This window comes from Caballeronia sp. LZ029 (assembly GCF_031451275.1).
Lineage (GTDB): Bacteria > Pseudomonadota > Gammaproteobacteria > Burkholderiales > Burkholderiaceae > Caballeronia > Caballeronia jiangsuensis.
Genome location: NZ_JARUXO010000093.1, coordinates 286,356 through 313,271 on the forward strand (window position 1 = coordinate 286,356; position 26,916 = coordinate 313,271).

Genomic DNA, 26,916 nt, shown 5'->3' on the forward strand with positions numbered 1-26,916 from the left:
GAGACCTGCATGACCAGCCCTCACGTTGCGATTCGACGCAACGGCCCGCTCGTGGACGTGGTGCTCGACCATCCCGGCAACGGCAATCTGATCGATGCATCGATGAGCGAAACGATCATCGAAGCCGTCACGACGCTCGACGACGAAGTGAAGCTCGTGCGCATCCTTTCGAGCGGCCCGGACTTCTGCAAGGGCCGCCTCTCGCCGATGCCGCCGAAGGATGCAAAGCCGTCCGCCGAAACGCTGCGCCGCGTGGTCGCCGCGCCGCCGCTCGCGTTGTACGACGCGCTCAAGGCGGTGCGTGTGCCGGTGTTGTCGGTGGTGCGCGGCGATGCGCTCGGCGTCGGCTGCGCGCTCGCGGGCGTGTGCGACATCGCGCTCGCCTCCGACGACGCCGTGTTCCAGATTCCCGAAATGGAACGCGACATTCCGCCGACGCTCGTGATGTCGGCGCTGATCGGCCGCGTGCCGGTGAAGACCGTCGCGCATATGGTGCTGAGCCGCGTGCGGCTGTCCGCGAGCGAAGCGCTCCAGGCGGGTCTGGTCAGCCGCGTCGTGCCGGCCGCGAGCCTCGACGCCGAAGCGGACGCGCTCGTCGAAACCCTGCTCGGCTGCAGCGCCGTCACGCTGCGCGCGGTGAAGCAGTTCCTGCATCTCGCGCCTGAAATGCCGGCGAGCGGCGCGAGCGGCTTCGCCGCCCATCTCGCGGCGACAGCACTTTCCGCGCGCTTCTAAGACACGCATCAAGGAACCCAGATTGAGACCCAAGACCGCCATTCCCTCGACCTTCGACGGTACGCCCGCGCCCGACCTCGAACGCTTCCGCCTGCGGCGCTTTCTCGAATCGCTCGACGAGACCGAACTCGAACGCCATGACGCGAGCGTCGATCTCGCCGACATCGCCGGCATCATGGAAGGCAATCCGCGCGCCGTGTGGTTCAGCCGTCCGTCCGGCGGCGCGATCTCGCTCGCGGGCAGCGTCGCCGCGAGCCGCTCGCGCCTCGCGAAAGCCTTCGACACGACGCCTGAACGCCTGCTCGACACCGTGCGCGAACGCCTGCGCGCGAAGGGCCGGCTCGTCGAAGTGAGCCGCGAGGAAGCGCCCGTGCAGCAGGTCGTGCTGACCGGCGACGATTGCGATTTCACCGCCCTGCCCGTGCATCTCCAGCACGAACTGGATGGCGCGCCGTACATCTCGGCATCGATCGACTTCGCGGTCGATCCCGACATGGGCTGGACCAACGTCGGCATTCGCAGGCTGATGCTGCGCGGACGTCGCACGGCCGGTATCGATCTCGTCGCGCCATCGGATCTGCGCGCGATCGCCATCGGCCATGCGAAGCGCGGCGAGCGCACGCCGATCGCGTTCGCGGTGGGCACGCATCCGATCGATCACGTCGGCGCGACCATGCGCATTCCCGCCGATGAACTCGAACTCGTCGCCGCACTGCGCGGCGCGCCGATGGGCGTGGTGAAGTGCGTGACGAACGACCTGCTCGTGCCCGCCGACGCCGAGTTCATCCTCGAAGGCTATCTCGACGAACGCGGCCACGCGGAACCCGAAGGCCCGTATGGCGAATTCCTCGGCTACTACGGCGGCGTGAAGACGAATCCGCTGTTTCATCTGACCGCGATCACGCATCGGCGCGACGCGGTGTTTCAGACCTGCACGATCGGCGGGCGCTCGATGGCACGCACCGACACCGCGCAGCTCGCCGCGCTGCGCACCGAAGTGACGGTGTGGCGCGCGCTCGAAACCGCCGTGCGCGAAGTGAAGGCCGTCTATGCGAACCCGGCCACCGGCGGCATGTTCAACGTGCGCGTCGCCATGCAGCAGCGCGTGCCGGGCGAGGCGCGCAACGCGATTGCGGCGGTGTTCGCGTCGCTCGCGAACGTGAAGCACGTGTTCGTGGTCGATCCGGACATCGACGTGTTCTCCGACGAGCAGATGGACTGGGCGCTCGCCACCCGCTTCCAGGCCGACCGCGATCTGGTGCTTCAGGACAGCCTGCGTGCGATGCCGCTCGACCCGTCGCTGCTTGGCGCGACGAAAACCGCGAAGGCCGGCTTCGATCTCACGCTGCCGCTGCTCGCGCCGGGCGCGGAGCGCGATCTCGAACATCGCGTGCCGACGCCGCCTGCGTATCGCGGCGCGCGCTTCGACTCGCTCGATGCGGCGCTCGAAGACGGACCGAAGCGCTTTTCCGAGCTGATGGCCGCGACCGGCACGCGCGACGGCCGCGAAGTCGTGCGCTGGCTCGAAGACACGGCGCAACGCCGTGCGATCGCGCGGGACGAAGAAGGCCGCTACGTCCTCGCGTAACGCCCCGGCGGCTGCCGCACCGCAGTTCCAGGGTACGGCAGCCGCTGCAACGGACGGGATAGAATCGGGCTCCACGCGCGAAAAAGAAACGGCTGTCGTCAATGAACCTGTCCCTCAAACAACTCAAGGTTTTTCTTGGTGTCGCGAACGCGTCGAGCTTCACGAAGACCGCGCAGAGCATGCATCTGAGCCAGGCGGCGCTCTCCGCGATCATTCGGGAACTGGAAACGCAGCTCGATTGCCGGCTGCTGGAACGCACCACGCGCACGGTCTCGCTGACCGAAGCGGGCCGCCTTTTCTATCCCACCGCAATGGCGATCGTCGAGTCGCTGGAGAAGTCGGTCATCGAGCTCAATGAGCTGGGGCGTCAGAAGCAATCGTCGCTGCTGCTCGGCTGCACGCCGATGATCGCCGCGAGCCTGATGCCCTCGGTGCTCGCGCGCTTTTCGAGCGTGTATCCGAATGCGCAGATCGAACTCGTCGACCGCAATCCGACCGAGCTCGTGCAGATGGTCGAGGAAGGTCATCTCGATGCGGCGTTCGGCGTGTTCTTCTCGCAGCTTTCCGGCATCGACCGCACGCCGATCTTCCCGACGCGTCTCGTCGCGGTGTCGCCCGCGCAGGCCGGCACGCCGCTGCGCGGGCCCGGCATCCGCTGGACGGCGCTCGAGAATCAGCCGCTCATCACCTTGCCGAAGGACAATCCGCTGCAAAGGCTGATCGAGGCCACGCTCTCGAAAGAGGAAGTGACGGTCAGCCGCCGCATCGTCGTGGGTCATCTTCAGACGGCCATCGCGATGGCGCAGGAAGGGCTCGGCACGGCGGTCATGCCGTCCTTCAGCGAACATATCTGCTACCGCTACAACGTGCGCGTCGACGCGTTGCGCCCCGAGGTGCCGCTGTCGTTCTATCGCATCACGCGAACCGGCCGCGACACGCTCGCCACCCTCGATCAGTTCACGACGATGTTCACCGAAGCCGCGAAGGAAGATCCCATCGGCGTGGGCGACAACGATATCGACGAGGACGAGGACTGACACTCGCGCGAGGCGGAACGGCGTATCGGTCGTGCCGCTGCCGTGGCTTTGCACTTGCAACTGCCCACGTGCATACTCTCTGCACCGAAGCAACACTGCCGTTGGGAGACGGCTTCCCGGAGAGTCGATGCGTTTCGATCTGCAATCGCTGAAATTGTTCGTCGCGGTCTGCGAGCAGGGCAGCATTGCCCGCGCGGCGGAGGCCGAGAATATCGCGCCTTCGGCTCTCAGCAAGCGCATGTCGCATCTCGAAGACACGCTCAAGACCGCCCTCTTCGTGCGCAGCAACAAGGGGCTGGAACTGACCGCGGCGGCGGCCGCCCTCTTGCAACATGCCCGCGTGCTCCTGCGCGATATCCAGCAGATGGAAAGCGAACTGCTCGATCATGCCGAAGGCGTGCGCGGCCAGATCCGGCTGCATGCCAGCCTCTCGACGATCGTGCAGTACATCGCCAACGACATCCGCGAGTTCCTCGAACTGCACCCGGGGCTGCGCATCGATCTTCAGGAGAGTCTCAGCCCTGCTGTGGTCCGCGCGGTGGCGGAAAACACGGCCGATATCGGCGTGTTCGGCGGCACGACCGTGACCACCGGACTACAGGTATTTCCCTATCGCAGCGACCGGCTGGTGGTCATCATGCCGCCCGACCATCCGCTCAGCCATGCCGGTCGGGTGAAGTTCCGCGAAGTGGCAAAGTACCCGCTGGTGGGGCCGCAAGCAGGCAGCTATCTGAACTCGCTGGTGTTGCGCGCGGCGGCGGACCTCGATCATCCGCTCAAGCTGTCGATCCGGGTCAACGGCTTCGAGCCGGTGCGCAGCATGGTGGAAGCGCGCCTCGGTATCGGCCTCGTGCCCGAGCATCATGCCGAGCGCTATGTCAGCTCGGCGCCATTGGTCGCCGTGACGCTCGACGAACCCTGGGCCGAGCGGCACTGGAAGATCTGCGTGCGCGAGGCGGAGTCGCTTCCCGCGCCGGTTCAGCTCTTTCTCAAGCATCTGCTCGCGAGTCAGAATGCGCACCCAACGCCCGGCGATCACGAGTAAGCCAGCTTCAGTCCGGCCTGCGGCCAGGGCAGCGTTCCGAGCCGCCCCGTGCCCGAGAGCGTGACATACGCCGTCTTCATGTCGGCGCCGCCGAAGCAGATGTTGGTCACCATGCCGTCCGGCACCATCACCTGCCGCAGCACCTCGCCCGTGGGCGCGACCACCGTGATGCAGCCGGTGACGAGCGTCGCCACGCAGATGTTGCCCTCCGCGTCCACGGCCAGGCTGTCGAAGCGCTGATAACCCGGCAAGCCGCACACCAGACGCCCGCCGTGCGGCGACGGATATGGATGCTTGCGCGCGCGGCCGGGCGCCTCCAGATCGAACGCCCACAGACGCGCGGTTTCGGTCTCCGCCACATAGACGACACTGTCGTCCGGCGACAGGCCCACGCCGTTGGCCGTCGTCAGCGGATACGCGACTTCGACGATCATCGATCCATCCGCTCGTCCGTAATAGAGACCCGCATGATCGCGATCGCGCAGCCGGTTCTTGCCGAAGTCGGTGAAGTAGAAGCCGCCGTCGTGATCGAAGACGATGTCGTTGGGACCGCATAGAGGATGGTCGCCGCAGCGGTCGTACAGCGTCGTCAGCGCGCCCGTGCGCGGATCGAAACGCTCGATGCGTCCGCTGGTATAACCCGGATGCACGCCCGCCCTCGTGCGATTCAGCCCGGCGACGGTGCGAAACAGAAAGCCTCCGTTGTTGCAGATGTAGAAGACGCCTTCCGGTCCCAGCGCGAGACCGTTGGGCCCGCCGCTCACCTGCGCGATGACGCTCACCGTGCCGTCGGCGGCCACGCGGCTGATGGTCTCGCGTTCGATCTCGACCAGCACGACGGAGCCGTCGGGCATCGCCACCGGTCCCTCGGGAAATTTCAGGCCTTCAGCCAGAATGCGGATGCCGCTCTCCATCGTCGCTCCCTCGCCAGTCAGTGCTTGCCGGCATTCTCGACAAAGCGATTGTCGTACGTGGCCTTCAGATCGATCGACGCCTTGCCGATGTCGGGATCGAAGGCGGCCAGCACATCGTGTACGGTATGCGCGGCGGCGTCCGTCATCAGGCCGTCGCGCGAGATGCAGCTTCGCATGTTGCCGTAGGCCCGGGCGAAGACATCCTTGTCGGCCAGTGCGTATTGCGACGGCACGGCTGCCGCGACCTGCTCGGGCGTCGCCTGCGCCATCCAGCGTTCGGCTTCGAGTATCGCGTCGGTGACCGCCTGCACGGTATTCGGATTTTTGGCGGCGAATGCTTTCGTCGTGTAGATGGCCGCTTCCGGATAATCGCCGCCCAGCGTGGCGCGGGTGCCCGCCGGATCACGCATCACGGCCAGCGGGAAGAGATCGCCGCTACTTTGAAGCACGGTCGCGACCGGATCGTTGCTCATCAACGCATCGATCTGCCCGCTGCGTGCCGCTGCAATCGCGCCGGCGGACGAACCCACGCCGATGATCGACACATCGCCCGGCTTCACGCCCGACTTGCTCAGCAGATAGTTCACGCCCATGTGAAAGCTCGATCCGGGCGAGCTCACGCCGATGCGCATGCCCTTGAGATCGGCATACGTCTTGACCTTGCCGTGGCTCGCGCGAGTCACGCCGAACACCCAGCCGGGACAGGAGGCCAGCGTGACGAACGAAACCAGTTGCTGGCCTTTGGCGGCCATCGTGATCGTGTTGGAATAGGCGCCCGCCACGATATCGGCGCTGCCGCCCATCAACGCCTGCAATGCCTTCGCGCCGCCGCTGAACACGCCGATCTCGACGTCCAGCCCCGCCTGTTTGAAATACCCGCGGCTGTCCGCGATGACGAAAGGCAGATACGGGAATCCCACGCCCGCTGCGGCCAGATGAAGTTTCGGTTTCTCCGGCACAGGCGCGGCGCCGGCGGCCGACGCATTCACGACGACCGCGCAGGTGGCCAGCACCGGCAACACCAGACGCCAAAGCGCTTTCACGATGGTTTGTCTCCCGGCCTCATGCAGAGGCTCGTCTCAGTAGGTCGCGCGTCCGCCGGACAGGTCGAAGACCGCGCCGGTGGTGAACGAGTTTTCTTCGCTGGCAAGCCAGGCGATCATCGCGGCCGCTTCGTCGAGTTCGAGGAAACGGCCGCGCGGAATCTTGCCCAGCATGTAGCGGATATGCTCGGGCGACTGCTCCATCGCGCCGGGCGTGCGCGCCACGGCGGGCGTGACGCAGTTGACGGCGATATCGTGGCTCGCCAGCTCCTTGCCGAGCGACTTGGTCATCGCGATGACCGCAGCCTTGGCCGAACTGTAGGCCGCCGCATTCGGGTTGCCCTCCTTGCCCGCGACCGAGGCGAGATTGACGATGCGGCCGTAGTTCTGGCCGATCATGCTAGGCACCACCGCGCGGCAGCAGTGGAACGTGCCGTTGACGTCGATATCGATCACCTGCTTCCACACGTCGATCGGATAGTCGATCAACGTGGCATTCGGACCGACGATCGCCGCGTTGTTGATCAGGATATCGATACGCCCGCAGGCTTTCAGCGTCCCCGCGACCGCGGCTTGCACGCTCTCGTAATCGGCGATATCGACACACTCGAAGTGGACATCGTGCCCGCCGAGTTCGGCACGGGCCTGCTCCATGCCCGCGGGATTGATGTCCCAGATCGCGAGCCACGCGCCGGAGGCCAGCAGCCGCTGGCCGACCGCGAGGCCGATGCCTTGTGCGCCGCCGGTCACGACGGCGACGCGGTCCTTCAGATTGATCGCGTTGGTCTGCAAGATGGTTGTCCTCGAAGTTCAGGCGCCCGCGGCCACGGTCTGACCGGCGACGGGGCGCCAGCGCAGCAGATGGTCCTCGACCATCGACACCGCCGTATCGAGCAGAAGGGCGAACACGGTCAGCACCAGAATGCCCGCGATCACCGAGTTGATATCGAAGACGCCTTCGGCCAGCAGAATCAGATAGCCGACGCCCTTCTCCGATCCCAGGTACTCGCCGACCGCGCTGCCCACGAAGGCGATGCCGATCGCGTTATGCAGGCTGGAAAAGACCCAGCTCGTCGCCGAAGGCAGATACACATGCCGCAATAGCTGGCGCGAATTGGCGCCCAGCATGCGGGTGTTGGACAACACCGTCGGGCTGACCTCGCGCACGCCCTGATAGACGTTGAAGAACACCACGAAGAACACCAGCGTGACGCCGAGCGCCACCTTCGACCAGATGCCGAGGCCGAACCAGAGCGCGAAGATCGGCGCGAAGATCAGGCGCGGCATCGAATTCATGGCCTTGATGAACGGATCGAACACCACCGCGAGAAACGGGTTGAGCGCCAGCCACAGACCGAACGCCAGGCCGAACGCCGTGCCGATCGCGAACGCCAGCATGGTTTCGACGAGCGTCGTGTAGAGATGGCGAAACACCGAACCCGTCACGAACCAGTCGACGATGCGCAGCGCCACGCCGACCGGATCCCCGAAGAAAAACGGCGACAGCCATTTCTGACCGGTGCCGAGCCACCACAGGAACAGGACGCCGAACAGGATGGCCAGCCGGGCGATCAACACCGTGAATCGATTGTTGGGGTCAAACACGGTTGCGCGCATAGCTTTTCAGTACCTCGCCTCGAAGCACGTCCCAGATCTGGGTGTGCAGTTGCAGGAAACGCTGCGTCATGCGGATCTCCGACATTTCGCGCGGACGTTCGAGATCGATCTCGAACTCGGCGATAGGCCGCGTACCGGGCCCCGCCGACAGCACGATGACGCGGTCCGACAACGAGATCGCCTCTTCCAGATCGTGCGTCACGAACATCACCGACTTGCGATCGTAGGACCACAGTTGCAGCAGCTCGTTTTCCATCAGATGCCGGGTCTGGATATCGAGTGCGCTGAATGGCTCGTCCATCAGGATGATGCGAGGATTCAGCGCCAGCGCCTGCGCGAGGCCCGCACGCTTGCGCATGCCCCCGGAGAGCTGGTGCGGGTACTTCTTGCCGTGCCCGTGCAGGCCCACGCGCTTCAGCCAGTCGTGCGCCACGCTCAGCGCCTCTTCGCGTGGCGTGCCGCGAAAGATCAAACCCATCGCGATGTTTTCTTCCGCCGTCTTCCACGGCATGAGCGCGTCCACCTGGAACAGATAGGCGGCCTGCCGGTTCAGGCCGTTCGTCAATTTCTCGCCGAACACGCTCAGGCTGCCCGACGAAGGCCGGGTCAGTCCGGCCGCCACATTCAGCAGCGTGGACTTGCCGCAGCCCGTGGGCCCGACGATCGAGACGAACTCTCCATCGCCGATCGTGAGATTCCCCCCGGCAATGGCGGTGTAGGTCTGCGCGTTCTTGCCATTGCCCGCGAAGGTGCATGTCACGTTGTCGAAGCGCAGGGCTTCGCGCCGCGCGGCTTGTCCGCTATCGAGCGGGATGGTGCAGGTCGCGGTGCTCATGGCTGGATCTCCGCGGCCTTTCTGACGAACCGGTTGTCATAGGTCGAGGCGAGGTCGATCTTGGCCGACGCCACGGTCGGATCGAACGCCGCCAGCACGTCGCGCACGGTTTGCGCGCCCTTGGCCGTGATCTCCCCGTTCTGCGCGATACAGCGGCGGCTGTTCGTGAAGGCCTCGGCATAGAGCGCCTTGTTGTCGCCCAGGAACTCGGGAGGCACGTTGTCCGCGACCTGCTCCGGCGTGGCCTTGGCGATCCACTTCTCGGCCCGCACGATCGCATTGGCGACGGCCTGCACCGTCTTCGGGTTCTTGTTGACGAAGTCCTGCGTCGCGAACAGGCTCGATTCGGGGTAGTCGGAGCCGAACACCTTGATGTTGCCGTCCGCCGTGCGCATGTTCTCCAGGGGCTTGAGGCTGCCGTCCTTGACTAAGATCGTGGCGCTCGGATCATTGACGATCAGCGCATCGATCTGCCCCGCCCGCACCGCCGCCACCGCTCCCGCCGCCTGCCCCACGCCGATGATCGACACGTCCGAAGACTGAAGTCCCGCCTTGTGCAGAATGTAGTTGACCGCCATGTGCGTGCTAGAACCTGGCGCGCTCACACCGATGCGCATGCCCTTCAGATCCTTCGGCGATTTGACTTCGGCCTGCCGTTTCTGGGACACGCCGAAGATCCAGCCGGGACAGATGACCTGCGCCGCCACCACCACCAGATGCTGGCCCTTGGTCGCCATCGTGATGGTGTTCGAATAGGCGCCCGCCACCATGTCGGAGCTGCCGCCGAGAAGCGCCTCCAGCGTCTTCGAGCCGCCGGAGAAGGCGGCGATGGTCACATCGAGTCCTTCGTCCTTGAAGTAGCCGCGCGTCTTGGCGACGAGCATGGGCAGATAGGTGATGCCTGTCGAAGCCGCCGCGATGTGCAGGTCGGGCTTCTCGGGCACATCCTTGGCCACGGCCGTGGCGGAACCGAAGGCAAGCCCGAACGCTGCGCACAGCGCAATGCCAAGTTTCAGCTTCATGATCGTCTCCTCCCTTTCGCGGGATTTTCTGGTGCAACGAACTGCCTGGGATGACCGGGCCTCATGCCGAACCCGGTCCGCCTGACGCGCTTCCGAACTAGGCCGCCTGCCTGTGAAGCGCCTCGACCACCGCATCGCCCATGTCGCGGGTGCCGACGCATTGCGTGCCGTCCTGACGGATATCGGCGGTGCGGTAGCCTGCGGCCAGCACCGCGCGTACAGCCTGTTCGACGCGGCTCGCCGCATCATCCATCTCGAAGCTCTCGCGCAACATCATCGCGAGCGATAGGATGGCGGCGAGCGGATTGGCCACGTCCTTGCCGGCGATGTCCGGCGCCGAACCGTGCACCGGCTCGTACAGCCCCTTGCGCTCGTAACCCAGCGAGGCCGAAGGCAGCATGCCGATCGAACCGGTCAGCATGGCGGCGGCGTCCGAAAGAATATCGCCGAACAGGTTGCCCGTGACGATCACGTCGAACTGTTTGGGCCGGCGCATCAGCATCATCGCGGCGGCGTCCACGAAGAGATGGCTCAGTTCGACGTCCGGGTAATCCTGCCCGACGCGCGTGACGACCTCGCGCCACAACTGGCTCGCCTCCAGCACGTTCGCCTTGTCCACCGAGCACAGCTTGTGATGACGACGGCGCGCCGCCCGGAACGCGGCATGCGCGACCCGCTCGACCTCCGATTCGGAATAGCGCATCGTGTTGAAACCCACCCGCTCGCCCGCCTTATTGATCTCGAAGCCGCGCGGCTGGCCGAAATAGGCGTCGCCGTTCAACTCGCGCACGATCACGATGTCCAACCCGTCGACCACTTCGGGCCGCAAGGTCGAAGCGCCGATGAGCTCCGGGAACATGTAGGCCGGGCGGAAGTTGGCGTAAAGGGTCAACGCTTCGCGCAATTGCAGCAAGCCGGTGCCGGGACGGCGTTCGCGCTCGATCGCGGCTTCATCGGCCACGCCTACCGCGCCGAACAGGATGGCGTCGGCCTTGCGCGCCAGCGCGAGCGTGGGCTCGGGCAGCGGCACGCCGTGCGCCTGAATGCCCGCCTCGCCGATGGGCGCCTCCTGAGTCTCGGCCTGAGGCGCCACGACCCGCAGCACCTTGAGCGCCTGCGCCACCACTTCGGGACCGATACCATCACCGGGCATGACTGCAATCTTCATCTGTACTTCTCCTTGGTCGATTTCAGGAAGCGCGCGCCTTCAAAAGTCTCCGGCACGATTGCGCTCGAAAGCATCGATGCGATCCCGATGCGAAAGCGTGTAGTCGATCTCGTCCATCCCGCGCAGCAGACACTCCTTTGCGAAGGGCTCCATGTCGAAGGCATGGGACGAACCGTCGGGCAAGGTCGCGGTCTGCGCGGGCAGATCGATGGCGATGCGGCTGCCGGGACTGGCCGACAGCGTCTCCAAGAGCGGCAGGACCACGGCCTCCGGCAACACGATGGGCAGCAGTCCGTTCTTCAGGCAGTTGATAAAAAAGATGTCGCCGAAGCTCGGAGCGATCGCCGCGCGGAAACCGTAGTCGTAGAGCGCCCACACCGCGTGTTCGCGCGACGAGCCGCAACCGAAGTTATGGTTGGCGACCACGATGCGCGACTCGCGAAAAGGTGTCCTGTTGAGCACGAAGTCCGGCTGTTCCGCGCCATCCGGGCCGAAGCGCAGCGCGCGAAACAGGAACTGGCCGAAATCGTCGGAGCGGGGTTTTTGCAGGTAGCGTGCGGGCAGGATCTGATCGGTATCGCAGTTGATGGCGACGATCGGCGCCGCCACTGCGTCGAGGTGCGTGAGGCTTTCCATGTCAGGCTCCCAGGAGGCGGCGCACATCGGTCAGGCGGCCGGTCACGGCGGCCGCAGCCGCCATCGCCGGGCTCATCAGATGCGTGCGCACGCCGGGCCCCTGACGGCCCACGAAATTGCGGTTCGACGTGGAAGCGCAGCGCTGCCCGGGCGCGGCGATATCGCCGTTGGTCGCGAGGCACATCGAACAGCCGGGGAAGCGCCACTGAAAGCCCGCGTCCTTGAACACGCGGTCGAGCCCTTCGGCCTCCGCCTGCGTGCGCACCTCGTGCGAGCCCGGCACCACCCACGCCTCGACGCCGGGCGCGATGTGGCGGCCACGCGCGACCGCCGCCGCGCTGCGCATATCCTCGATGCGCCCGTTGGTGCATGAGCCGATGAACACCCTGTCGATCGCCACGCCTTCCAGCGCTTCGTCCGGGGCCAGTCCCATGTAGTCGAGCGCCCGCGACATCGCGGCGCGGAGATCGGGATCGGGCTGCATCGCGGGATCGGGCACGCGGCGGTCGATGGCGCAGGCATATTCGGGCGTCGTGCCCCAGGTCACCATCGGGGCGATGCCGCCCACGTCGATGTGCACCTCGCGATCGAACGTCGCGCCGGGGTCGGTGAACAAGCTGCGCCAGTGCGCCATTGCCCGGTTCCACTCGTCGCCCGAAGGCGCGTAGGGACGCCCGTCGAGATAGGCGAACGTGGTCTCGTCCGGCGCGATCATGCCCGCGCGACCGCCGGCCTCGATGGTCATGTTGCACAGCGTGAGCCGCCCTTCCATCGACAAGCCCGCGATCGCGGAGCCGGCATATTCGATCACGTGTCCCACCGCCCCGGCCACGCCGATCCGCGCGATCACGGCCAGGATCATGTCTTTCGCGGTGACGCCCGGACCCGGCTCGCCGTCGAGCGTGACGCGCATGTTCCGCGACTTGCGCTGCCACAGGCATTGCGTGGCGAGCACGTGGGCCACTTCCGTCGCACCGATGCCGAACGCGAGCGCGCCCATTGCTCCGTGTGTCGACGTGTGGCTATCGGCGCAGACGACGGTCATGCCCGGCAGGCTCAGCCCCTGCTCGGGTCCGACGACATGCACGATGCCGCGTCGCGGATCGTTCATATCGAACAGGGTGATGCGCGACTCGGCCGAGTCGCGCTGCAGCGCTTCGATCATGGCGCGCCGTTCGGGATCGGCCACGGCCGCGATGTCGTTTGCCGTGCTCGAAACGTAGTGGTCGGCGGTGCCGAAGATGCGCTCGGGCGAGCGAGGTTTGAGCCCGCGCTGGCGCATCAGGTCGAACGACTGCGCGGTGACGTCGTGTATGAAATGCCGGTCGATGAATAGCAGATCCTGTCCATCGTCGCGGGACATCACGCGGTGACTGTCCCAGATCTTGTCGTAAAGCGTTCGCGGACCGTGCTTTTCCTGGTCGAGTTGCATTGCTTCGTCTCGCTCCATCGATCTGCCGGCTGCGGCAAGCGCGGGTATGCGCTTTCGCAATCGGTTGTGGTTTGCGAGCATCATGGACCAGGCGAGCGCGGTTGTTCGTGGTCTTTTGGAAAGGCACCATCGCCGATCGCGATGACGATGTATCGCACCGCGCATGCGCTGTCGCCTTCACATTGTTCTCGATGCGAGAATTGTGGTTTGCGCCATCGGGCTATTCCCCTATCCCGTCGGATTGGTCATGATCCTTCTATCGCGTCGCAGCATGCGGTGCGCGACGTCAATCCCCATACGCGGAGAAGGAAGCATGACAAAGCAGGCGCTTATCGCGGTCGATATTCAGAACGACTACTTTCCGGGAGGCAAGTGGATTCTCAACGGAGTCGATGCTGCCGCCGACAATGCAGCCGCCGTGCTCGCGCAGGCGCGAAAGAACGGCGACCTCGTCGTTCATATCCGACATGAGACTCTGGCGAAGGACGCGCCGTTCTTCGTGCCGGATACCGAAGGCGCGCAGCTTCATCCGAAGGCGGCGAGTCTTCCGGGCGAGCAAGTGATCCTGAAACACCACATGAATCCGTTTCGCGAGACCGACCTTCAGCACGTGTTGAAGGCGAATGGTATCGAAACCGTTGTCGTCGTCGGGAACATGAGCCACATGTGCATCGACGCGGTCACGCGTCATTCGGTGGACCTCGGCTATGCGACCACCGTGATCCACGATGCCTGCGCGACGCACGATCTCGAATTCGATGGCGTGCATGTCCCGGCAGCGCACGTGCATGCGGCGTTCATGGCGGCGCTGCGTTTCGGGTATGCGAAGTTGATGTCGGCGCAAGAGTTCACGCGCTGACCGATCCGGCGTAGCCCTTCACGCTGCGGGCGCACGCAAGGGCGCGGCAGGAACGACTGTCTCGATACGGCCGGTCTTGACATCGTAGACCAACCCCGACACGATGAGGCTGTCCGGCAAGTCCTTGTTCGCCCTGAGCGCTGCGACGTCGAGCGCGACTGCTTCGTAGGGCTGAGTAATGGCAAGCGCGTCGAGCGCGTCCGTTTCGACGCCGAGATGCTTCGCAAGCAATGCCGGCGCATGCCTGTGACAACCGATGATCCCGCAGTCCGTATGCTGGAGCAGCACCAGATTGCGGGCGCCGTCAGGACGTCCGGCCGCTTTCGCGACGACGGCGAGCACGGCCAGCGTTTCGAGCAACGGCTTGTTGACCCGGCCACCGACATTGCGGATCACCGCCGCTTCGCCCTGCTTCAAACCCAGCACGTGCACCGGATCGACGCGAGGATCGACGCAACCGACGATCACGGTTCCGGTCGACGGCATCATCTTGAGTTCGGCCGAAAAAGCCGTATCGGCGAACTCGGCGTTGCGCTCCAGCATGACATCGTTGAAGTCCATTCTGCTCACTCCTAGTTGTTCGGGCGAAGCCGCCCGGTCGGTTTCGTTTCGGCCATCGATACGCGCCCGCATGGGCGCGTATCGCATCAGGCGGAGACTTCCAGATCCACGGGCGACGCCTCTGCCGGCGCGTGCAATGAACGTTCGATGACGTGCGTCTTCGGCGCCCGGTCGATCACGAGTCCGAGCACGTCGGGGCGGCTGTAATGACCGCGCGAATCCATCATGCGTTTGCGCTTGTCGATCTGCCAGAAGTCCAGATCCGCGACGATCTCGCCCTCTCCCTCGCGCAGCGGCGCGCCGCCCATGAACTCGCCGTCCGGCGACACGATCGCGGTGAAACAGCCGCTCGATATCGGGCCGATCTGCGACGTGTTCGTATCGAGCAGAATCTGCTGTTGCTGTTCGGGCGTCAGCCATGCCGTCGCGTTGACCACGAACGCGCCTGCTTCGAGCGCGTGCTGGCGAATGTTGACGGAGATCTGCTCCGAGAACAGATCGCCGGCGAATGAGCCGGGATACATGGCCGAATGGATTTCCTCGCCATCCGCCATCAACGAGTAACGCGCGAGCGGGTTGTAGTGTTCCCAGCAGGCGAGCTGGCCTACGCGGCCGACGGCGGTATCGACCGCGCGCAAGCCGGAACCGTCCCCCATCCCCCAGACCATTCGCTCGTGATAAGTCGGCGAGAGCTTTCGACGGCGCTGCACCAGCGTGCCATCGGCATCGAACAGCAACTGGGTGTTGTAGAGCGTGCGACCGTCGCGCTCGTTGACGCCGATCGACACCACCATCCCCGCCTGTCGCGCCGCTTCGCCGATCGCGCGGGTCGTCTCCGACGGAACCGTCACGGCCTGATCGAGCAGCTTGTAATGCTCGGCGCCCATGGCGAAGGGAGATTCGATAAACGAGAAATACGGGTAGTAGGGGATGACAGTTTCGGGGAAGGTCGCGAACTGGACGCCCTGCCGGCCGAGTTCCAGAATTTTCTGGACGACCTTGGCGACAGTGCCTTCGCGGCTATAAAGGACGGGGGCGATCTGCACGGCTGCGGCCCGGATGATTTTCGACATGACGTCGTTCCTTGGCGGTAGAAGAAGTGCCTATACCTTAGCGCCGCGAGCCATTAGCATGTATGTCGTTGTTGCCACCATTCGTGCCATCCGTCGCGTGGGCGCGAGTCGCGATCGGGCTCGCTGGCAACCGCGTCCGGATCACGAAATGCAGGAGTGGATATGCATCGGATCGGCTTCATCGTGCCGCCAAGATTCCAGCTGATGAGTCTCGCCGCGCTCACCACGTTCGAGCTTGCGAACATGCCGCCGCGAGGGCCGTGCTATGACATTCGCCTGCTGTCCGAACACGGCGGACCCGTCGTATCGTCCGGCGGAATGACGCTGCAAACCACGGCATTCGAAGAGACGGCATTCGATACGGTCATCGTTGGCTCGATCACCGAGATGCGGATTCCGCCATTCGATCCGGCCGTGATCGCGTTCGTGAAGGAGGCCGCGAAGGCGTCAAGACGCATAGCCTCGATCTGTAGCGGCGCATTCGTGCTTGCGGAGGCGGGACTTCTGAACGGCCGGCGCGCGACGATGCACTGGGCTCATGCGTCCGAGTTCAGGGCACGGTTCCCCGATGTCGTCACGGAAGAAGATCGCATCTTCATCAACGATGGTCCGATCTGGACCTCGGCGGGCATGACGGCCGGTATCGACCTTGCGCTGGCCCTGCTCGATAACGACCTCGGTCCCGATGCCGCGAAGCTCGTCGCGAGGCTCCTCGTCATGAATCAGCGCCGGCTGGGCGGGCAGATGCAACACTCGGCTTTGCTCGACATGACACCGAAGTCAGATCGGATCGAACTGGTCCTGGCGCACATACGGCGCAACCTGCGCAATCCGCTCACCATCGACGAACTCGCCGATGTGGCCAACCTCAGCCCCCGGCAGTTCAGCCGCGCGTTTCTGGCCGAAACCGGTCAATCGCCGGCGAAGGCGGTCGAACAGCTTCGGCTGGAAGCGGCGAGATTCATGATCGAGCAAGGCCGGCATACGATCAACGTCGTGGCTCAGGAGACGGGCTTCGCGGACCGGGAGCGTATGCGTCGCGCGTTCGTTCGAACCTACGGTGTGCCCGCCGATGTGCTGCGCAGAAACGCGCGGCGGGAAATAGTCGCGGATGCCTGAATCCGGACGCGCTCAGCCTCGAAGATTTTCCTCGCAATCGTCCCAGTATCGAAGCGGGTCACGATGGTCCGGATAGCGTTGGTCGAGCCACGCTTCGAGTTTGTGCCAGTCCGGATGGTTGACGCCCGTACGCGCCGACCAGGTCGAAGAGCGTTCGAGAATCCGGCCGTTCCCGCGATCGCGAATCAGCACGCTGCCGAGTCCGTTCGAGCCATTTGCCTGTGACTCGATGAGATAGCGCGGCAGGATTCTGAGCTCGGCGTCCTTGGCCCAGCCGAATACGCCGCGGACCACGCCGGACGGATCCCGCAACTCGATGGGGCCGCTTTTCGGGCGAACGGCGGTCCATCCGTCGGGAAAATCGGCGATGACTTCGTCTTTGGTCTCCCTCACCCACTTCACGCGCCACGCTCGCGTGACCGCTTCGCGCAGGCGAGCCACCGACGCGTAGCCCGCAGGCAACTCGATGGCTATCGGGAGCGTGATCAGGCTGTCCTTCCAGAGTGCGGATTCGTCCTCGACGCGTTTGACGACGTCGGACGCCGCCGGTCCGAAAGGATTCTCGGGCCGGCTCGACACTTTCGCATTCGACGGGGGCAGCCCCTCGAAAAGGCGCTCGGCATCCTGACGGGTCAGTTTCGTCTTTCCCTTATTCATGGTCGTTTGGTGGCAAGGTTGGATCTGCTCGAACGTGCACGCGTCTCTTTGCTGTAAAGCGGGTCTGTTCGAGCGATGGATGATGGCGCGCGTTCATCAATCATCTCACGATCCTTCCGGGCCGAACACCTGCGCGCGGCCTGTTCCGCCGGAAACGGGCCGATTCGAAATTCTTCGTTGCCTCTTCCTTGAAATCAGCCTATAACCATCCATATGGATGGTATCCGGAAGGCAAGAGGACTATATGGCAAAAGAACCGGTCGATCGCTCGCGAGGCAGCGATACCGAAAAAATCACGATCAACCTGGGCCCGATCGACCTGGGCCAGATCGATCTGCTCGTGGAGGAAGGTTTTTACTCGAACCGCACGGACCTCATCCGGACGGCGATCCGCAACCAGTTGTCCATTCACGCGCCGGTGGTCAAGGACACCGTGACGCGACGCGAACTGGTGCTGGGCCTCCAGTACTTTTCGAAGCTGGACCTCGAAGCGGCGCGCGCGGCCAATCAGCGGCTCAAGATTCAGGTGCTGGGTCTCGCCAGCATCGCCAGCGACGTATCGCCCGAACTCGCGCTGGCGACCATCGACTCGATCCTGGTTCGCGGCGCGTTGCACGCATCACCGGCAGTCAAGGCTGCGCTGGCGGATCGCATCCGATAGCGGCCTCACCCTATATTCGGCAATGGAAAACATGAAACTCAACGAAGGCTTTCTCGACTCGATGAAAGAGGCGTTTGCCCTCTTTCGCAAGAACGATCCCGCCGCGGCGGCTGAAATCGTGAAGCGCGCCATGCACGGCGAGCAGACGAACGTCGCACGCACGCACAACGATGCCGATATCGGTATCGAAAAGACGCGAACGCGCTTCACCGATGTCTTTCGCGCCCGGCGCCCCTCGCAGCCCGCTCGGACAGACGCCGACGTGCAGGATCGCGGGCACTTCAGCACCCGACGCTATGCGAACGGCGCGGGTCAACGCAGCTACAAGCTTTACGTGCCGAGCAGCTATCGCGATGAGCCGCTGCCGCTCGTCGTCATGCTGCACGGATGCACGCAGGACGCCGACGATTTCGCGGCAGGCACGCAGATGAACGCGCTCGCCGAAACCCACGGCTTCATGGTCGCGTATCCGATTCAGCCGCAAGGCGCGAATCCGTCCAGGTGCTGGAACTGGTTCAAGCCGTCGGATCAGCAACGCGATCAGGGCGAGCCGTCGCTGATAGCGGGCATCACGCGCGAGATCATGACGCAACACAACGTGGACCCTAAGCGTGTGTATGTGGCGGGCCTTTCGGCCGGCGGCGCGATGGCGGCGGTCATGGCGCAGCGCTACCCCGACCTGTACGCGGCGGCAGGCGTCCACTCGGGCCTGCCCGTCGGATGCGCGCACGATCTGCCGTCCGCGCTCGCGGCCATGCGCGGGGGCAAGACCATGCCGAAGGCCGCAACGACAACATCCCGCTGCCCGCTGATCGTCTTTCACGGCGATGCCGACGCGACCGTGCATCACGTCAACGCGACTGAACTATTGCGCGGATTCACGCCGAATGGAGCCGAAGCGGGACACCGCTCATCCACCGATACCGGAGCACGCAAGCACGCGGTCCAGCGCATGAAATCGCCTGAAGGCACACCCGCGGAATTGTGGATCATTCACGGCGCGCCTCATGCGTGGTCGGGCGGTTCCTCGAACGGCAGTTATACGGACCCCACCGGACCGAACGCCAGCGCGGAGATGGTGCGCTTTTTCCTTGCGCATCCTCGCGGGCACTGAGGCACGAAGGCCAGATCGGCATTGATAACCGGCGCACATCAATCGTTCCAAAAATAGCACTTATCGTGTCGCGGTGTTCGGGCGAGTATTCGGCAAACAATAAATCGCCCGAACACCGCAAGCCAAGAATATCTGGAGACACCTCGATGCACGCTTCCCCTACGCCCCTCGCTTCCGCGCAATCGAAGGCATCCGCCGTGCTGCGCGTGACGGCAGGCAACTTCCTCGAACAGTTCGACTTCTTCCTGTTCGGCTTCTACGCCACGCAGATAGCCACCGTCTTTTTCCCGGCGGGAAGCGAGTTCGCTTCGCTGATGATGACCTTCGCGGTGTTCGGTGCCGGCTTTCTGATGCGGCCGCTGGGCGCGATCATCCTCGGCGCGTATATCGACGATGTCGGCAGGCGCAAGGGGCTGATCGTCACCCTGTCGATCATGGCGGCCGGCACCATCCTGATCGCCTTCGTCCCCGGTTACGCGTCGATCGGACTCTTCGCGCCGGCGCTGGTCCTGATCGGCCGCCTGCTGCAAGGCTTCTCGGCGGGCGCGGAACTCGGCGGCGTATCGGTCTATCTCGCCGAGATGGCGACGCCCGGACGCAAGGGCTTCTTCACGAGCTGGCAATCCGCCAGCCAGCAAGTGGCGATCGTGGTCGCGGCGGCCCTCGGCTTCGCGCTCAACCAATGGCTCGACACCGCGACGATCGCCGCATGGGGATGGCGCGTGCCGTTCTTCGTCGGCTGCATGATCGTGCCGTTCATTTTCATTCTGCGGCGCAATCTCGAGGAAACGCGGGAATTCAAGCAGCGCCAACATCGTCCGACAATGAAGGAAGTCTTCGCCACGCTTGGGCAAAACTGGACCGTCGTGATCGCCGGCGTCCTGCTCGTCGCGATGACGACCACGAGCTTCTATCTGATCACGGTGTACGCCCCGACCTTCGGCAAGACGGTCCTGCATCTGAGCACCGCCGACAGCCTGCTCGTCACGCTGTGCGTGGGCATCTCCAACTTCATCTGGCTGCCGATCGGCGGCGCGCTGTCGGACCGTATCGGACGCCGCCCGCTTCTCCTCGCGATGACGATCCTGGCGATCGCGACCGCCTATCCCGCGCTGTCGCTGCTGGCCCACGCGCCGAGCTTCGTCAACATGCTGCTCGTGCTGTTGTGGCTCTCGTTCATGTACGGCATGTACAACGGCGCGATGGTCGTCGCGCTCACCGAAGTGATGCCGGTCGAAGTGCGCGTCGCCGGATTCTCGCTCGCCTACAGCCTCGCGACGGCGATCTTCGGCGGTTTCACGCCCGTCATCTCGACGGCGCTGATCCACATGACCGGCGACAAGGCCGCGCCCGGCTACTGGATGAGCTTCGCCGCCGTGTGCGGGCTCGTTGCGACGCTGGCGCTGTATCGGCGCCGTCCGGTTCCGCTGCCTGCGGCGTCCTGACCTTTCGCCTGGGTTCGAACATGAAATCCATCCTTCTGAAATGCTGCACCGCCGCGCTGCTCGGCTGTGCCGTCGCGGCGGCAAACGTACAGGCCGCCGATCTTCATGTGATGAGCTCCGGCGGCTTCACCGCGGCGTACAAATTGCTCGGCCCGAAATTCGCGGCATCGACGGGCAATACGCTCGACACCGCGCTCGGCCCGTCGATGGGCAAGTCGCCGGAAGCCATTCCGAATCGTCTACAACGCGGCGAGCCCGCCGATGTCGTGATCATGGTCGGCTACGCGCTCGACGACCTGATCAAGCAGGGCAAGGTCATTCCCGGCTCGCGCGTCGAACTCGCGGATTCGCGCATCGGCATGGTCGTGCGCGACGGGGCGCCCAAGCCCGACATCGGGTCCGAGGCGGCGCTCAGGGAGACTTTGCTGCATGCCCGGTCGATCGTCTATTCGGACAGCGCGAGCGGCGTCTATATCGAGCGCGAGTTGTTCAGGCGGCTCGGCATCGAGGACCAGGTGAAGACCAAGGCGAAAATGATCCCGAAGATTCCGGTGGCGTCGGTGGTTGCGACCGGCGACTATGAAGTCGGCTTCCAGCAGGTGAGCGAGTTGCTGCCGGTGAAGGGCGCGGCCTACGTCGGCAAGATTCCGGAGTCGGTGCAATCCGTCACGCGCTTTGCGGCGGGCATACCGGTCGGCGCACAGCATCCGAAGGAAGCGAAAGCGCTGCTCGACTATCTCGCGTCGCCCGCCGTGCAGCCCGAGGTGACATCGACCGGGCTCGATTCCGTCGCCACGCATTGAGACGACGGCAACGATTCAGCCCGGCAGATCGGCGGGCTGATCGAGCGGTTCTTGCGGCTCGCGCGCGACGCTCAACGCTTCTTTCAGGCGCGCCCGGTCACAGGCGCGCTCCCACATCGATACGAAGATCACCGCGCAGGCGTTGCTGATCACGCTCGTCAGGGCGCGCGCCTCGGACATGAAGCGATCGATGCCGACGATTAGCGCGACACCCGCGAGCGGCAGATCGGGGATGACGGCGAGCGTCGCGACGAGCGCGACCAGCCCGCTGCCCGATACGCCCGCCGCGCCCTTCGACGTCAGCAGCATGACCGCGAGCATCGTCGCGATCTGGCCGACCGAGAGGTGGATGTCGCACGCTTGGGCGATGAACATCGAAGCGAGCGTCAGATAGATCGCCGTGCCGTCGAGGTTGAACGAGTAGCCGGCGGGCAGCACGAGACCGACGATCCCTTTGTCGCAGCCGAGCGCTTCCAGCTTGACGATAAGGCGCGGCAACACCGGTTCCGTCGATGACGTCGCGAGCACGATGATGAGTTCCTCGCGAATGTAGCGCAGCAGCCGCCAGAGCGAGAAGCCATGCAGGCGCGCGAGCAGCCCGAGCACGCAGACGACGAACACCAGGCACGCCGCATAGAACGACACCATCAGCAAGCCGAGCGAGCCTATCGACCGGATGCCGAAGCGGCCTACCGTGAACGCCATCGCGCCGAATGCGCCGGCGGGCGCGAGCCGCATGATCAGCGCGAGGATACGAAACAGCACGTGCGCGATGGCATCGATGAATGCCTGTACCCGTTGGCCGGCGCTTTGGCTCGCGTTCAACGCGAAGCCGAACAGAAGCGCGAGCAACAGGACCGGCAGCACTTCGCCTTTCTCGAAAGCGCCGACGAACGTCTCCGGAATCACATGCAGCGCGAATTCGACGAGCCCGCGCGGCTGCGTGCGCGGCGAATACTGCGCGAGAACGGCCGTGTCGAGATGGCGTGGGTCGATATGCAGTCCGGCGCCGGGTTGCAGCGCGAACGCCGTCGCGAGGCCCAGAAGGAGCGCGGCGATGGTGAGGACGTAGAACAACGCCAGCGCTTTCAGGATGGTCCGGCCGATTTTCGAGCCGCTCGACAGCGACGTGATACCGGTGACGATCGTGCAAAAGACGATCGGCGCGATCATCATGCGCACCAGCGCGACGAATGCATCGCTGAGCGGTTTGAGCGCCGCACCGGACTGTGGCCAGAAGTGCCCGACGGTCATGCCGAGCGCCATGCCGAGCAGAACCTGAACGTACAGCAGATTGAAGGGCCTTGGCAGGTTCACTTCGCAGTCTTCTTCGCCGCACGGGCCACGCCGCTGCGTTTCGTTTCGAGGATCATCTGATAGAACTGTTGCGCGGCCGGCGCGAGCGGGCGTCCCCGCCGCCTGACGATGCCCACTCGCCGCGTCACGACCGGATCGACCAGCGGCACGCTCGTGAGGATCGGATGGTCGCGCATGGGCATCGCCATCGAAGGCACGGCCGCCACACCCAGTCCCGCTTCGATCAGGCCGAGCATGGTGGTGACATGGCGAGTCTCGCACACGCTCGGCGCGGCCGGCGACACGCTGGTCAACGCCTGATCCAGCAGCAGGCGATTGCCGGAAGTCTTGTCGACGGAAACGTATTCGTGTTCATAAAGCTCGCTCCAGGACACGCGCGTCTTTCTTGCCAGCGGATGATCGCGGCGGCACGCGGCGACGAACCTTTCCTGCAGCAGGACCTTGAACTCGACCTCGGTTTCCTGGCTGCCCATGAAGCTGACGCCGAAATCGGCTTCGCCGCTGATGACGGAGCCGAGCACTTCGTTGGCGCTCGAATCGAGCAGCTTGACCCGGATGCGCGGATAGCGGCTGTGATAAGCGGCCACGACGCTCGGCAGAAAATAGTAGGCAACCGATGGCACGCATGCGATGGTCACGTGACCGAGCCGGCTGCTGGAGACGTCGCGGATGCCGAGCAACGCGACATCGAGATCGTCGAGAAGCTGTTCCGCGCTGGGGGCGAACACGCGGCCCACGGTGGTGAGCATCACGCTGCGCGTGGTCCGCTCGAAGAGCCGCACGCCGAGCGCCGCCTCGAGCTTCTCGATGCGCCGGCTGAGCGCCGGTTGAGAGATGTTGACCGCCTCCGCTGCCTTGCGGAAGCTACCCATCTCCACGACGGCTCGAAACGCCTGCAAATCGTTCAGGTCGAAGTTGACGCCCACAAACCATCCCCCGCAATTGACGTGCGCGTATTTTGCATCATGCTGACGGGCGTGCCCATCGAAGTGGCAGCGCTCAAGCGTCGGCCCACGATTTGGCAGCACAATGCTCCTCACGTCAGCCGCGGATCGCTTTCGTTAGAATCTGTTTCTGAACGTCGAATTCGTCGATCACAGGAGGCAAACGTGCCAGGGTTACTTCCCGATGTGGACCGCGAGGGGCTCCTCGAATATTCGGTCGTCTACACCGACCGATCAATCAATCACATGTCGCAGCTCTTTCAAGGCGTCATGCGCGACATCTCCGCTGCCCTGAAAAAAGTCTACAACGCGAAGTCGGCCGTTGTCGTGCCGGGCAGCGGGACCTTTGGCATGGAAGCCGTTGCCCGGCAGTTCGCGACGAACAAGAAGTGTCTGGTCATCCGCAATGGCTGGTTCAGTTTCCGCTGGTCGCAGATTTTCGACATGGGCGGCATTCCGGCGGAGTCGATCGTTCTGAAAGCGCGTCCGGTCGCGGAAGGGAGGCAGGCCGCTTATGCACCGCCGCCGGTCGAAGAAGTGGTCGCGGCGATCAGGGAAAACAAGCCGGATCTGGTCTTCGCGCCGCATGTCGAAACCGCATCCGGGATGATGCTGCCCGATGCCTACCTGCGCGCGGTGGCCGACGCGGTTCATGAAGTCGGCGGAATGTTCGTGCTGGATTGCATCGCTTCCGGCACGGTATGGGTCGATATGCAGGCGAGTGGCGTCGATATCCTGATCAGCGCGCCGCAAAAGGGATGGAGCGCGTCACCGTGCTGCGCACTGGTCATGCTCGGCCCGCTCGCCCGCGAGAGAATCGATTCGACGACCAGCACCAGCTTCGCTTGCGACCTTCGCAAGTGGCTCCAAATCATGGAAGCCTACGAGAACAACGGGTTCGCCTATCACGCCACGATGCCCACGGACGGCCTCACGATTCTGCGTGACGTCATGAAGGAGACGGAAGCATACGGCTTCGACAAAGTGAGAGCGGAGCAGCTCGAACTCGGCAAGCGCGTTCGCTCGCTGCTGGCCGAGAAAGGTTTCAAGAGCGTGGCAGCCGATGGCTTCGAGGCGCCGGGCGTGGTGGTCTGCTACACGGACGATGACGGCATCCGGTCCGGCAAGAAGTTCGCGGATGCCGGCTTGCAGATCGCGGCCGGCGTTCCCCTTCAATGCGACGAGCCCGCGGATTTCAAGACCTTCCGCATCGGACTGTTCGGGCTGGACAAACTGCATGACGTCGAAGGCAGCGTGAACAGGCTTGCCAAGGCGCTGGACAGCATTCTTTAACCTGCTGGACAAGAGACGGTTCTCGAACGAGAACCGTCCGGTCCGACGCCCTACTTCGCGAGAACGATGTGCGTGGCCCGTTCAGTCGGAACATGCTCGATCGTCCGATATCCCAGCGCGCGTAGATCGAGCCCGCTGAAAAGCGATTCCCCCTGGCCGAGCGCCACCGGCGCAAACGCGAGGTGAATTTCATCCACGTGGCCGGCCTGAATGTATTGCCTCACCGTTTCGGCGCCGCCGCCAATCTTGATGTCCTTTTCGCCCGCCGCTTCGCGCGCCTTTTGCAGCGCAACCTCGATGCCTTCCGAGACGAAATGAAATGTCGTGCCGCCCAGCATCTCGATCGGCGGACGCGGGTAATGAGTCAGCACGAAGGTCGGCGCATGATAAGGCGGATTGTCGCCCCACCATCCTTTCCATTCCTCGTCCGGCCATTCGCCGCGAACGGGTCCGAACATGTTGCGGCCGAGGATGAACGCTCCGAAGCCATCCATTGCGCGTCGCGCGAAGCTGTCATCCAGGCCCGTGTCGCCATCGTCTTTTCCCTGCATCTGGCGAAACGTCCGCGTCGGGAAAAACCACTGAAAGAGCTCCGCGCCTCGCACACCCAGCGGATTGTCCAGACTCTGATCGGTGCCCGCTGCGAAGCCATCGAGTGAAACGCTGAAGCCGGCCACTTTTACCTTGGTCATTCATATCTCCGTACGTGCTGTGAATCTTCATGACACGAAATCCGCACCAGCGGATTTTCCTACACGCGCTCACTTTACTACCGACGCTCCCTCGTTTTGTCACAACGGACGATGAACCCCGGTTGCGGGTAAACGCCCATTTGACCGCCCGATCCGATGACTTACTGTATCGATACACTAAATCGATACAGTCGCGCCGCCCCGGGGTGTCGCACTGAACCCGTCCGCCCGCGCTCGGAGCGGCATCCAGGAGACAACACCATGCATTCGATTTCCCGGCGACGATTCCTTCAAACGGCCTCGGCGGCCTCGCTCGCGGCGGCGGGAGTGGGTTTTCCCGCGATCGTGCGCGCCCAGCCCGCTGCCACGTTGCGGCTCTCGTCATCGATGCCGCCGAACGAAAACGCCGCGCACTACGTGTGGTATCAGAACCTCGCCGCGAATCTGAAGGCGAGCGTCGGCGACCAGATTCGCATCGACTATTTCCCGAACAACCAGCTCGGCAAGGAAAGCGACGTCGTCCAGCAGGTGAAGGTCGGCGCGGTCGACATGATGGTCACCGGCTCGTCGATCTGGGCGACCGTGCTGCCTGAACTCGGCATGCTCGATCTCGGCTATGTGTTCGACAATTTCGACCATGTCGGCCGCGCGATGGATGGCACCGTCGGCAAGTCGTTCGACACCATGCTGCAACAGCGCGCGGGCTGCTCGGTGCTCACGTGGGGCTATTCGTTCGGCGCGCGCAACGTGTTCACGAAGAAGCCCACGCAATCGCTCGCCGATATCAAGGGCGTGAAGCTGCGCGTGCTACCCACGCCCGCCTTCATGGAAACCTTCAAGCTGATGGGCGCGGTGCCGACGCCGATTCCCATCGGCGAGCTGTATATGGCGGCGCAAACAGGTGTCGTCGATGGCTTCGAGCACGACTGCGCGACCGTGCTCGCGAGCAAGTACGACGAAGTCGTGAAGTCGTGCTGGCAGACGCAGCACGTCTTCAGCCCGCTCGTCGTCGCGATGGGCCGCCGCGCGCTCGCGAAGATTCCCGAGAACCTGCGCCCCGCGTTTCAGAAGGCGGCGCAGGACGCGACCGCGAAACAGCGCGTCGCGGCCATCCAGACGGCTGCCAGCGCCGAGCAGGAGCTGAAGAAGCGCGGCATGACGTTCTATCCGATGTCGAAGGCCGACCGCGACACCGCACGCGGCGAGATGCAGTCGCAGTTGTATGCGAGCTTCTCGAAGCAGTATCCCGCGACCGCGCCGCTCTTCACCGCCATCGCCGCCACGCGCGGCTAACGAGGCAGGCACA

At 64.3% G+C, this 26,916-nt stretch carries 27 protein-coding genes; 12 read left to right on the plus strand and 15 right to left on the minus strand.

The window, feature by feature from the left end:
• Positions 1 to 9 precede the first annotated feature (9 nt).
• The 4 genes from QCE73_RS35415 to QCE73_RS35430 all read left to right on the plus strand — a co-directional run bounded on the left by QCE73_RS35415 (position 10) and on the right by QCE73_RS35430 (position 4,405).
• Positions 10 to 735: an enoyl-CoA hydratase/isomerase family protein gene (locus tag QCE73_RS35415; RefSeq protein WP_250486795.1), complete on the plus strand. Its 726-nt coding sequence runs from the start codon at positions 10 to 12 to the stop codon at positions 733 to 735.
• Between the two features lie 22 nt (positions 736 to 757).
• On the plus strand, positions 758 to 2,323 hold the full coding sequence (locus QCE73_RS35420) for a UbiD family decarboxylase (RefSeq protein ID WP_309885544.1): 1,566 nt from the start codon (positions 758 to 760) through the stop codon (positions 2,321 to 2,323).
• A gap of 101 nt (positions 2,324 to 2,424) precedes the next feature.
• Positions 2,425 to 3,360, plus strand: a complete 936-nt coding sequence (locus QCE73_RS35425) for a LysR family transcriptional regulator (protein ID WP_035499977.1) — start codon at positions 2,425 to 2,427, stop codon at positions 3,358 to 3,360.
• Positions 3,361 to 3,487: 127 nt separating this feature from the next.
• Entirely contained in the window at positions 3,488 to 4,405 is a 918-nt protein-coding gene (locus QCE73_RS35430) for a LysR family transcriptional regulator (protein ID WP_309885545.1), read from the plus strand.
• On the opposite strand, the gene QCE73_RS35435 is transcribed toward QCE73_RS35430, so the two are convergent.
• The 9 genes from QCE73_RS35435 to leuC form a co-directional block, all read right to left on the minus strand.
• A complete protein-coding gene (locus QCE73_RS35435) occupies positions 4,396 to 5,319 on the minus strand; it encodes an SMP-30/gluconolactonase/LRE family protein (protein ID WP_309885546.1) in 924 nt (307 codons plus the stop codon). The two genes, QCE73_RS35430 and QCE73_RS35435, sit on opposite strands and share 10 nt — an antisense overlap.
• A gap of 17 nt (positions 5,320 to 5,336) precedes the next feature.
• Positions 5,337 to 6,362: an ABC transporter substrate-binding protein gene (locus QCE73_RS35440; RefSeq protein WP_309885547.1), complete on the minus strand. Its 1,026-nt coding sequence runs from the start codon at positions 6,360 to 6,362 to the stop codon at positions 5,337 to 5,339.
• A 36-nt stretch (positions 6,363 to 6,398) separates the two neighbouring features.
• Positions 6,399 to 7,154, minus strand: coding sequence for an SDR family NAD(P)-dependent oxidoreductase (locus QCE73_RS35445; RefSeq protein ID WP_309885548.1), 756 nt, complete (start codon positions 7,152 to 7,154; stop codon positions 6,399 to 6,401).
• A gap of 18 nt (positions 7,155 to 7,172) precedes the next feature.
• Positions 7,173 to 7,979 carry an ABC transporter permease gene (locus QCE73_RS35450; RefSeq protein WP_309885549.1) on the minus strand — a complete coding sequence of 269 codons (807 nt, stop codon included), beginning with the start codon at positions 7,977 to 7,979 and terminating at the stop codon, positions 7,173 to 7,175.
• Positions 7,960 to 8,814 (minus strand): ABC transporter ATP-binding protein, encoded by an 855-nt coding sequence (locus QCE73_RS35455; protein ID WP_309885550.1) that lies wholly within the window; start codon positions 8,812 to 8,814, stop codon positions 7,960 to 7,962. The genes QCE73_RS35450 and QCE73_RS35455 overlap by 20 nt, the downstream gene beginning before the upstream one ends.
• The gene (locus tag QCE73_RS35460) at positions 8,811 to 9,836 is read right to left on the minus strand and encodes an ABC transporter substrate-binding protein (protein ID WP_035499969.1); all 1,026 of its coding nucleotides are present in this window, start codon (positions 9,834 to 9,836) and stop codon (positions 8,811 to 8,813) included. The genes QCE73_RS35455 and QCE73_RS35460 overlap by 4 nt, the downstream gene beginning before the upstream one ends.
• Positions 9,837 to 9,933: 97 nt before the next feature.
• Complete coding sequence (gene leuB / locus QCE73_RS35465) at positions 9,934 to 11,004, minus strand: 3-isopropylmalate dehydrogenase (RefSeq protein WP_309885551.1); 1,071 nt, start codon at positions 11,002 to 11,004, stop codon at positions 9,934 to 9,936.
• A 39-nt stretch (positions 11,005 to 11,043) separates the two neighbouring features.
• Positions 11,044 to 11,640, minus strand: a complete 597-nt coding sequence (gene leuD, locus QCE73_RS35470; protein ID WP_309885552.1) for a 3-isopropylmalate dehydratase small subunit — start codon at positions 11,638 to 11,640, stop codon at positions 11,044 to 11,046.
• A 1-nt stretch (position 11,641) separates the two neighbouring features.
• Positions 11,642 to 13,072, minus strand: coding sequence for a 3-isopropylmalate dehydratase large subunit (gene leuC, locus QCE73_RS35475; RefSeq protein ID WP_309885553.1), 1,431 nt, complete (start codon positions 13,070 to 13,072; stop codon positions 11,642 to 11,644).
• A gap of 313 nt (positions 13,073 to 13,385) precedes the next feature.
• Between leuC and QCE73_RS35480 the strand changes: the two genes are divergently transcribed.
• The gene (locus QCE73_RS35480; RefSeq protein ID WP_309885554.1) at positions 13,386 to 13,931 is read left to right on the plus strand and encodes a cysteine hydrolase family protein; all 546 of its coding nucleotides are present in this window, start codon (positions 13,386 to 13,388) and stop codon (positions 13,929 to 13,931) included.
• An 18-nt stretch (positions 13,932 to 13,949) separates the two neighbouring features.
• Here QCE73_RS35480 and QCE73_RS35485 read toward each other — a convergent pair whose 3' ends face one another.
• Positions 13,950 to 14,492 (minus strand): carbonic anhydrase, encoded by a 543-nt coding sequence (locus tag QCE73_RS35485; protein WP_309885555.1) that lies wholly within the window; start codon positions 14,490 to 14,492, stop codon positions 13,950 to 13,952.
• 86 nt (positions 14,493 to 14,578) lie between these two features.
• Entirely contained in the window at positions 14,579 to 15,565 is a 987-nt protein-coding gene (locus tag QCE73_RS35490) for a nitrilase-related carbon-nitrogen hydrolase (protein ID WP_309885556.1), read from the minus strand.
• A 162-nt stretch (positions 15,566 to 15,727) separates the two neighbouring features.
• Here QCE73_RS35490 and QCE73_RS35495 point away from each other — a divergent pair, with 162 nt between their 5' ends.
• A complete protein-coding gene (locus tag QCE73_RS35495) occupies positions 15,728 to 16,684 on the plus strand; it encodes a helix-turn-helix domain-containing protein (protein ID WP_309885557.1) in 957 nt (318 codons plus the stop codon).
• Positions 16,685 to 16,696: 12 nt separating this feature from the next.
• On the opposite strand, the gene QCE73_RS35500 is transcribed toward QCE73_RS35495, so the two are convergent.
• Positions 16,697 to 17,341 (minus strand): hypothetical protein, encoded by a 645-nt coding sequence (locus QCE73_RS35500; RefSeq protein ID WP_309885558.1) that lies wholly within the window; start codon positions 17,339 to 17,341, stop codon positions 16,697 to 16,699.
• A gap of 244 nt (positions 17,342 to 17,585) precedes the next feature.
• Between QCE73_RS35500 and QCE73_RS35505 the strand changes: the two genes are divergently transcribed.
• The 4 genes from QCE73_RS35505 (at position 17,586) to QCE73_RS35520 (ending at position 21,364) form a co-directional block, all read left to right on the plus strand.
• Positions 17,586 to 18,002, plus strand: a complete 417-nt coding sequence (locus QCE73_RS35505) for a CopG family transcriptional regulator (RefSeq protein ID WP_309885559.1) — start codon at positions 17,586 to 17,588, stop codon at positions 18,000 to 18,002.
• A gap of 31 nt (positions 18,003 to 18,033) precedes the next feature.
• A complete protein-coding gene (locus QCE73_RS35510) occupies positions 18,034 to 19,116 on the plus strand; it encodes a PHB depolymerase family esterase (protein WP_309885560.1) in 1,083 nt (360 codons plus the stop codon).
• Positions 19,117 to 19,262: 146 nt separating this feature from the next.
• Positions 19,263 to 20,561 (plus strand): MFS transporter, encoded by a 1,299-nt coding sequence (locus QCE73_RS35515; protein ID WP_309885561.1) that lies wholly within the window; start codon positions 19,263 to 19,265, stop codon positions 20,559 to 20,561.
• A gap of 20 nt (positions 20,562 to 20,581) precedes the next feature.
• The gene (locus tag QCE73_RS35520; protein ID WP_309885562.1) at positions 20,582 to 21,364 is read left to right on the plus strand and encodes a substrate-binding domain-containing protein; all 783 of its coding nucleotides are present in this window, start codon (positions 20,582 to 20,584) and stop codon (positions 21,362 to 21,364) included.
• Between the two features lie 15 nt (positions 21,365 to 21,379).
• On the opposite strand, the gene dctA is transcribed toward QCE73_RS35520, so the two are convergent.
• Positions 21,380 to 22,681 carry a C4-dicarboxylate transporter DctA gene (dctA, locus tag QCE73_RS35525; RefSeq protein ID WP_309885563.1) on the minus strand — a complete coding sequence of 434 codons (1,302 nt, stop codon included), beginning with the start codon at positions 22,679 to 22,681 and terminating at the stop codon, positions 21,380 to 21,382.
• Complete coding sequence (locus QCE73_RS35530) at positions 22,678 to 23,607, minus strand: LysR family transcriptional regulator (protein ID WP_035499955.1); 930 nt, start codon at positions 23,605 to 23,607, stop codon at positions 22,678 to 22,680. Before QCE73_RS35530 ends, dctA begins: the two co-directional genes overlap by 4 nt.
• 183 nt (positions 23,608 to 23,790) lie before the next feature.
• Here QCE73_RS35530 and QCE73_RS35535 point away from each other — a divergent pair, with 183 nt between their 5' ends.
• Positions 23,791 to 24,918: an aminotransferase class V-fold PLP-dependent enzyme gene (locus QCE73_RS35535; RefSeq protein ID WP_309885683.1), complete on the plus strand. Its 1,128-nt coding sequence runs from the start codon at positions 23,791 to 23,793 to the stop codon at positions 24,916 to 24,918.
• Positions 24,919 to 24,968: 50 nt separating this feature from the next.
• Here the strand turns inward: QCE73_RS35535 and QCE73_RS35540 are convergent, their stop codons facing one another.
• Entirely contained in the window at positions 24,969 to 25,610 is a 642-nt protein-coding gene (locus tag QCE73_RS35540) for a dihydrofolate reductase family protein (protein ID WP_309885564.1), read from the minus strand.
• Between the two features lie 261 nt (positions 25,611 to 25,871).
• On the opposite strand from QCE73_RS35540, the gene QCE73_RS35545 reads away from it, so the two are divergent.
• The gene (locus QCE73_RS35545; protein WP_309885565.1) at positions 25,872 to 26,903 is read left to right on the plus strand and encodes a TRAP transporter substrate-binding protein; all 1,032 of its coding nucleotides are present in this window, start codon (positions 25,872 to 25,874) and stop codon (positions 26,901 to 26,903) included.
• Positions 26,904 to 26,916: the final 13 nt, after the last annotated feature.

What these genes read in the sequence shown, in the direction of transcription:
- QCE73_RS35415 (WP_250486795.1), top strand. Translation starts at nt 10, where the DNA reads ATGACCAGCCCTCACGTTGCGATTCGACGCAACGGCCCGCTCGTGGAC.
- QCE73_RS35425 (WP_035499977.1), top strand. Translation starts at nt 2,425, where the DNA reads ATGAACCTGTCCCTCAAACAACTCAAGGTTTTTCTTGGTGTCGCGAAC.
- QCE73_RS35430 (WP_309885545.1), top strand. Translation starts at nt 3,488, where the DNA reads ATGCGTTTCGATCTGCAATCGCTGAAATTGTTCGTCGCGGTCTGCGAG.
- QCE73_RS35435 (WP_309885546.1), bottom strand. Translation starts at nt 5,319, where the DNA reads ATGGAGAGCGGCATCCGCATTCTGGCTGAAGGCCTGAAATTTCCCGAG.
- QCE73_RS35450 (WP_309885549.1), bottom strand. Translation starts at nt 7,979, where the DNA reads ATGCGCGCAACCGTGTTTGACCCCAACAATCGATTCACGGTGTTGATC.
- QCE73_RS35455 (WP_309885550.1), bottom strand. Translation starts at nt 8,814, where the DNA reads ATGAGCACCGCGACCTGCACCATCCCGCTCGATAGCGGACAAGCCGCG.
- QCE73_RS35460 (WP_035499969.1), bottom strand. Translation starts at nt 9,836, where the DNA reads ATGAAGCTGAAACTTGGCATTGCGCTGTGCGCAGCGTTCGGGCTTGCC.
- leuB (WP_309885551.1), bottom strand. Translation starts at nt 11,004, where the DNA reads ATGAAGATTGCAGTCATGCCCGGTGATGGTATCGGTCCCGAAGTGGTG.
- leuD (WP_309885552.1), bottom strand. Translation starts at nt 11,640, where the DNA reads ATGGAAAGCCTCACGCACCTCGACGCAGTGGCGGCGCCGATCGTCGCC.
- leuC (WP_309885553.1), bottom strand. Translation starts at nt 13,072, where the DNA reads ATGCAACTCGACCAGGAAAAGCACGGTCCGCGAACGCTTTACGACAAG.
- QCE73_RS35480 (WP_309885554.1), top strand. Translation starts at nt 13,386, where the DNA reads ATGACAAAGCAGGCGCTTATCGCGGTCGATATTCAGAACGACTACTTT.
- QCE73_RS35485 (WP_309885555.1), bottom strand. Translation starts at nt 14,492, where the DNA reads ATGGACTTCAACGATGTCATGCTGGAGCGCAACGCCGAGTTCGCCGAT.
- QCE73_RS35490 (WP_309885556.1), bottom strand. Translation starts at nt 15,565, where the DNA reads ATGTCGAAAATCATCCGGGCCGCAGCCGTGCAGATCGCCCCCGTCCTT.
- QCE73_RS35495 (WP_309885557.1), top strand. Translation starts at nt 15,728, where the DNA reads ATGCATCGGATCGGCTTCATCGTGCCGCCAAGATTCCAGCTGATGAGT.
- QCE73_RS35500 (WP_309885558.1), bottom strand. Translation starts at nt 17,341, where the DNA reads ATGAATAAGGGAAAGACGAAACTGACCCGTCAGGATGCCGAGCGCCTT.
- QCE73_RS35505 (WP_309885559.1), top strand. Translation starts at nt 17,586, where the DNA reads ATGGCAAAAGAACCGGTCGATCGCTCGCGAGGCAGCGATACCGAAAAA.
- QCE73_RS35510 (WP_309885560.1), top strand. Translation starts at nt 18,034, where the DNA reads ATGAAACTCAACGAAGGCTTTCTCGACTCGATGAAAGAGGCGTTTGCC.
- QCE73_RS35515 (WP_309885561.1), top strand. Translation starts at nt 19,263, where the DNA reads ATGCACGCTTCCCCTACGCCCCTCGCTTCCGCGCAATCGAAGGCATCC.
- QCE73_RS35520 (WP_309885562.1), top strand. Translation starts at nt 20,582, where the DNA reads ATGAAATCCATCCTTCTGAAATGCTGCACCGCCGCGCTGCTCGGCTGT.
- QCE73_RS35540 (WP_309885564.1), bottom strand. Translation starts at nt 25,610, where the DNA reads ATGACCAAGGTAAAAGTGGCCGGCTTCAGCGTTTCACTCGATGGCTTC.
- QCE73_RS35545 (WP_309885565.1), top strand. Translation starts at nt 25,872, where the DNA reads ATGCATTCGATTTCCCGGCGACGATTCCTTCAAACGGCCTCGGCGGCC.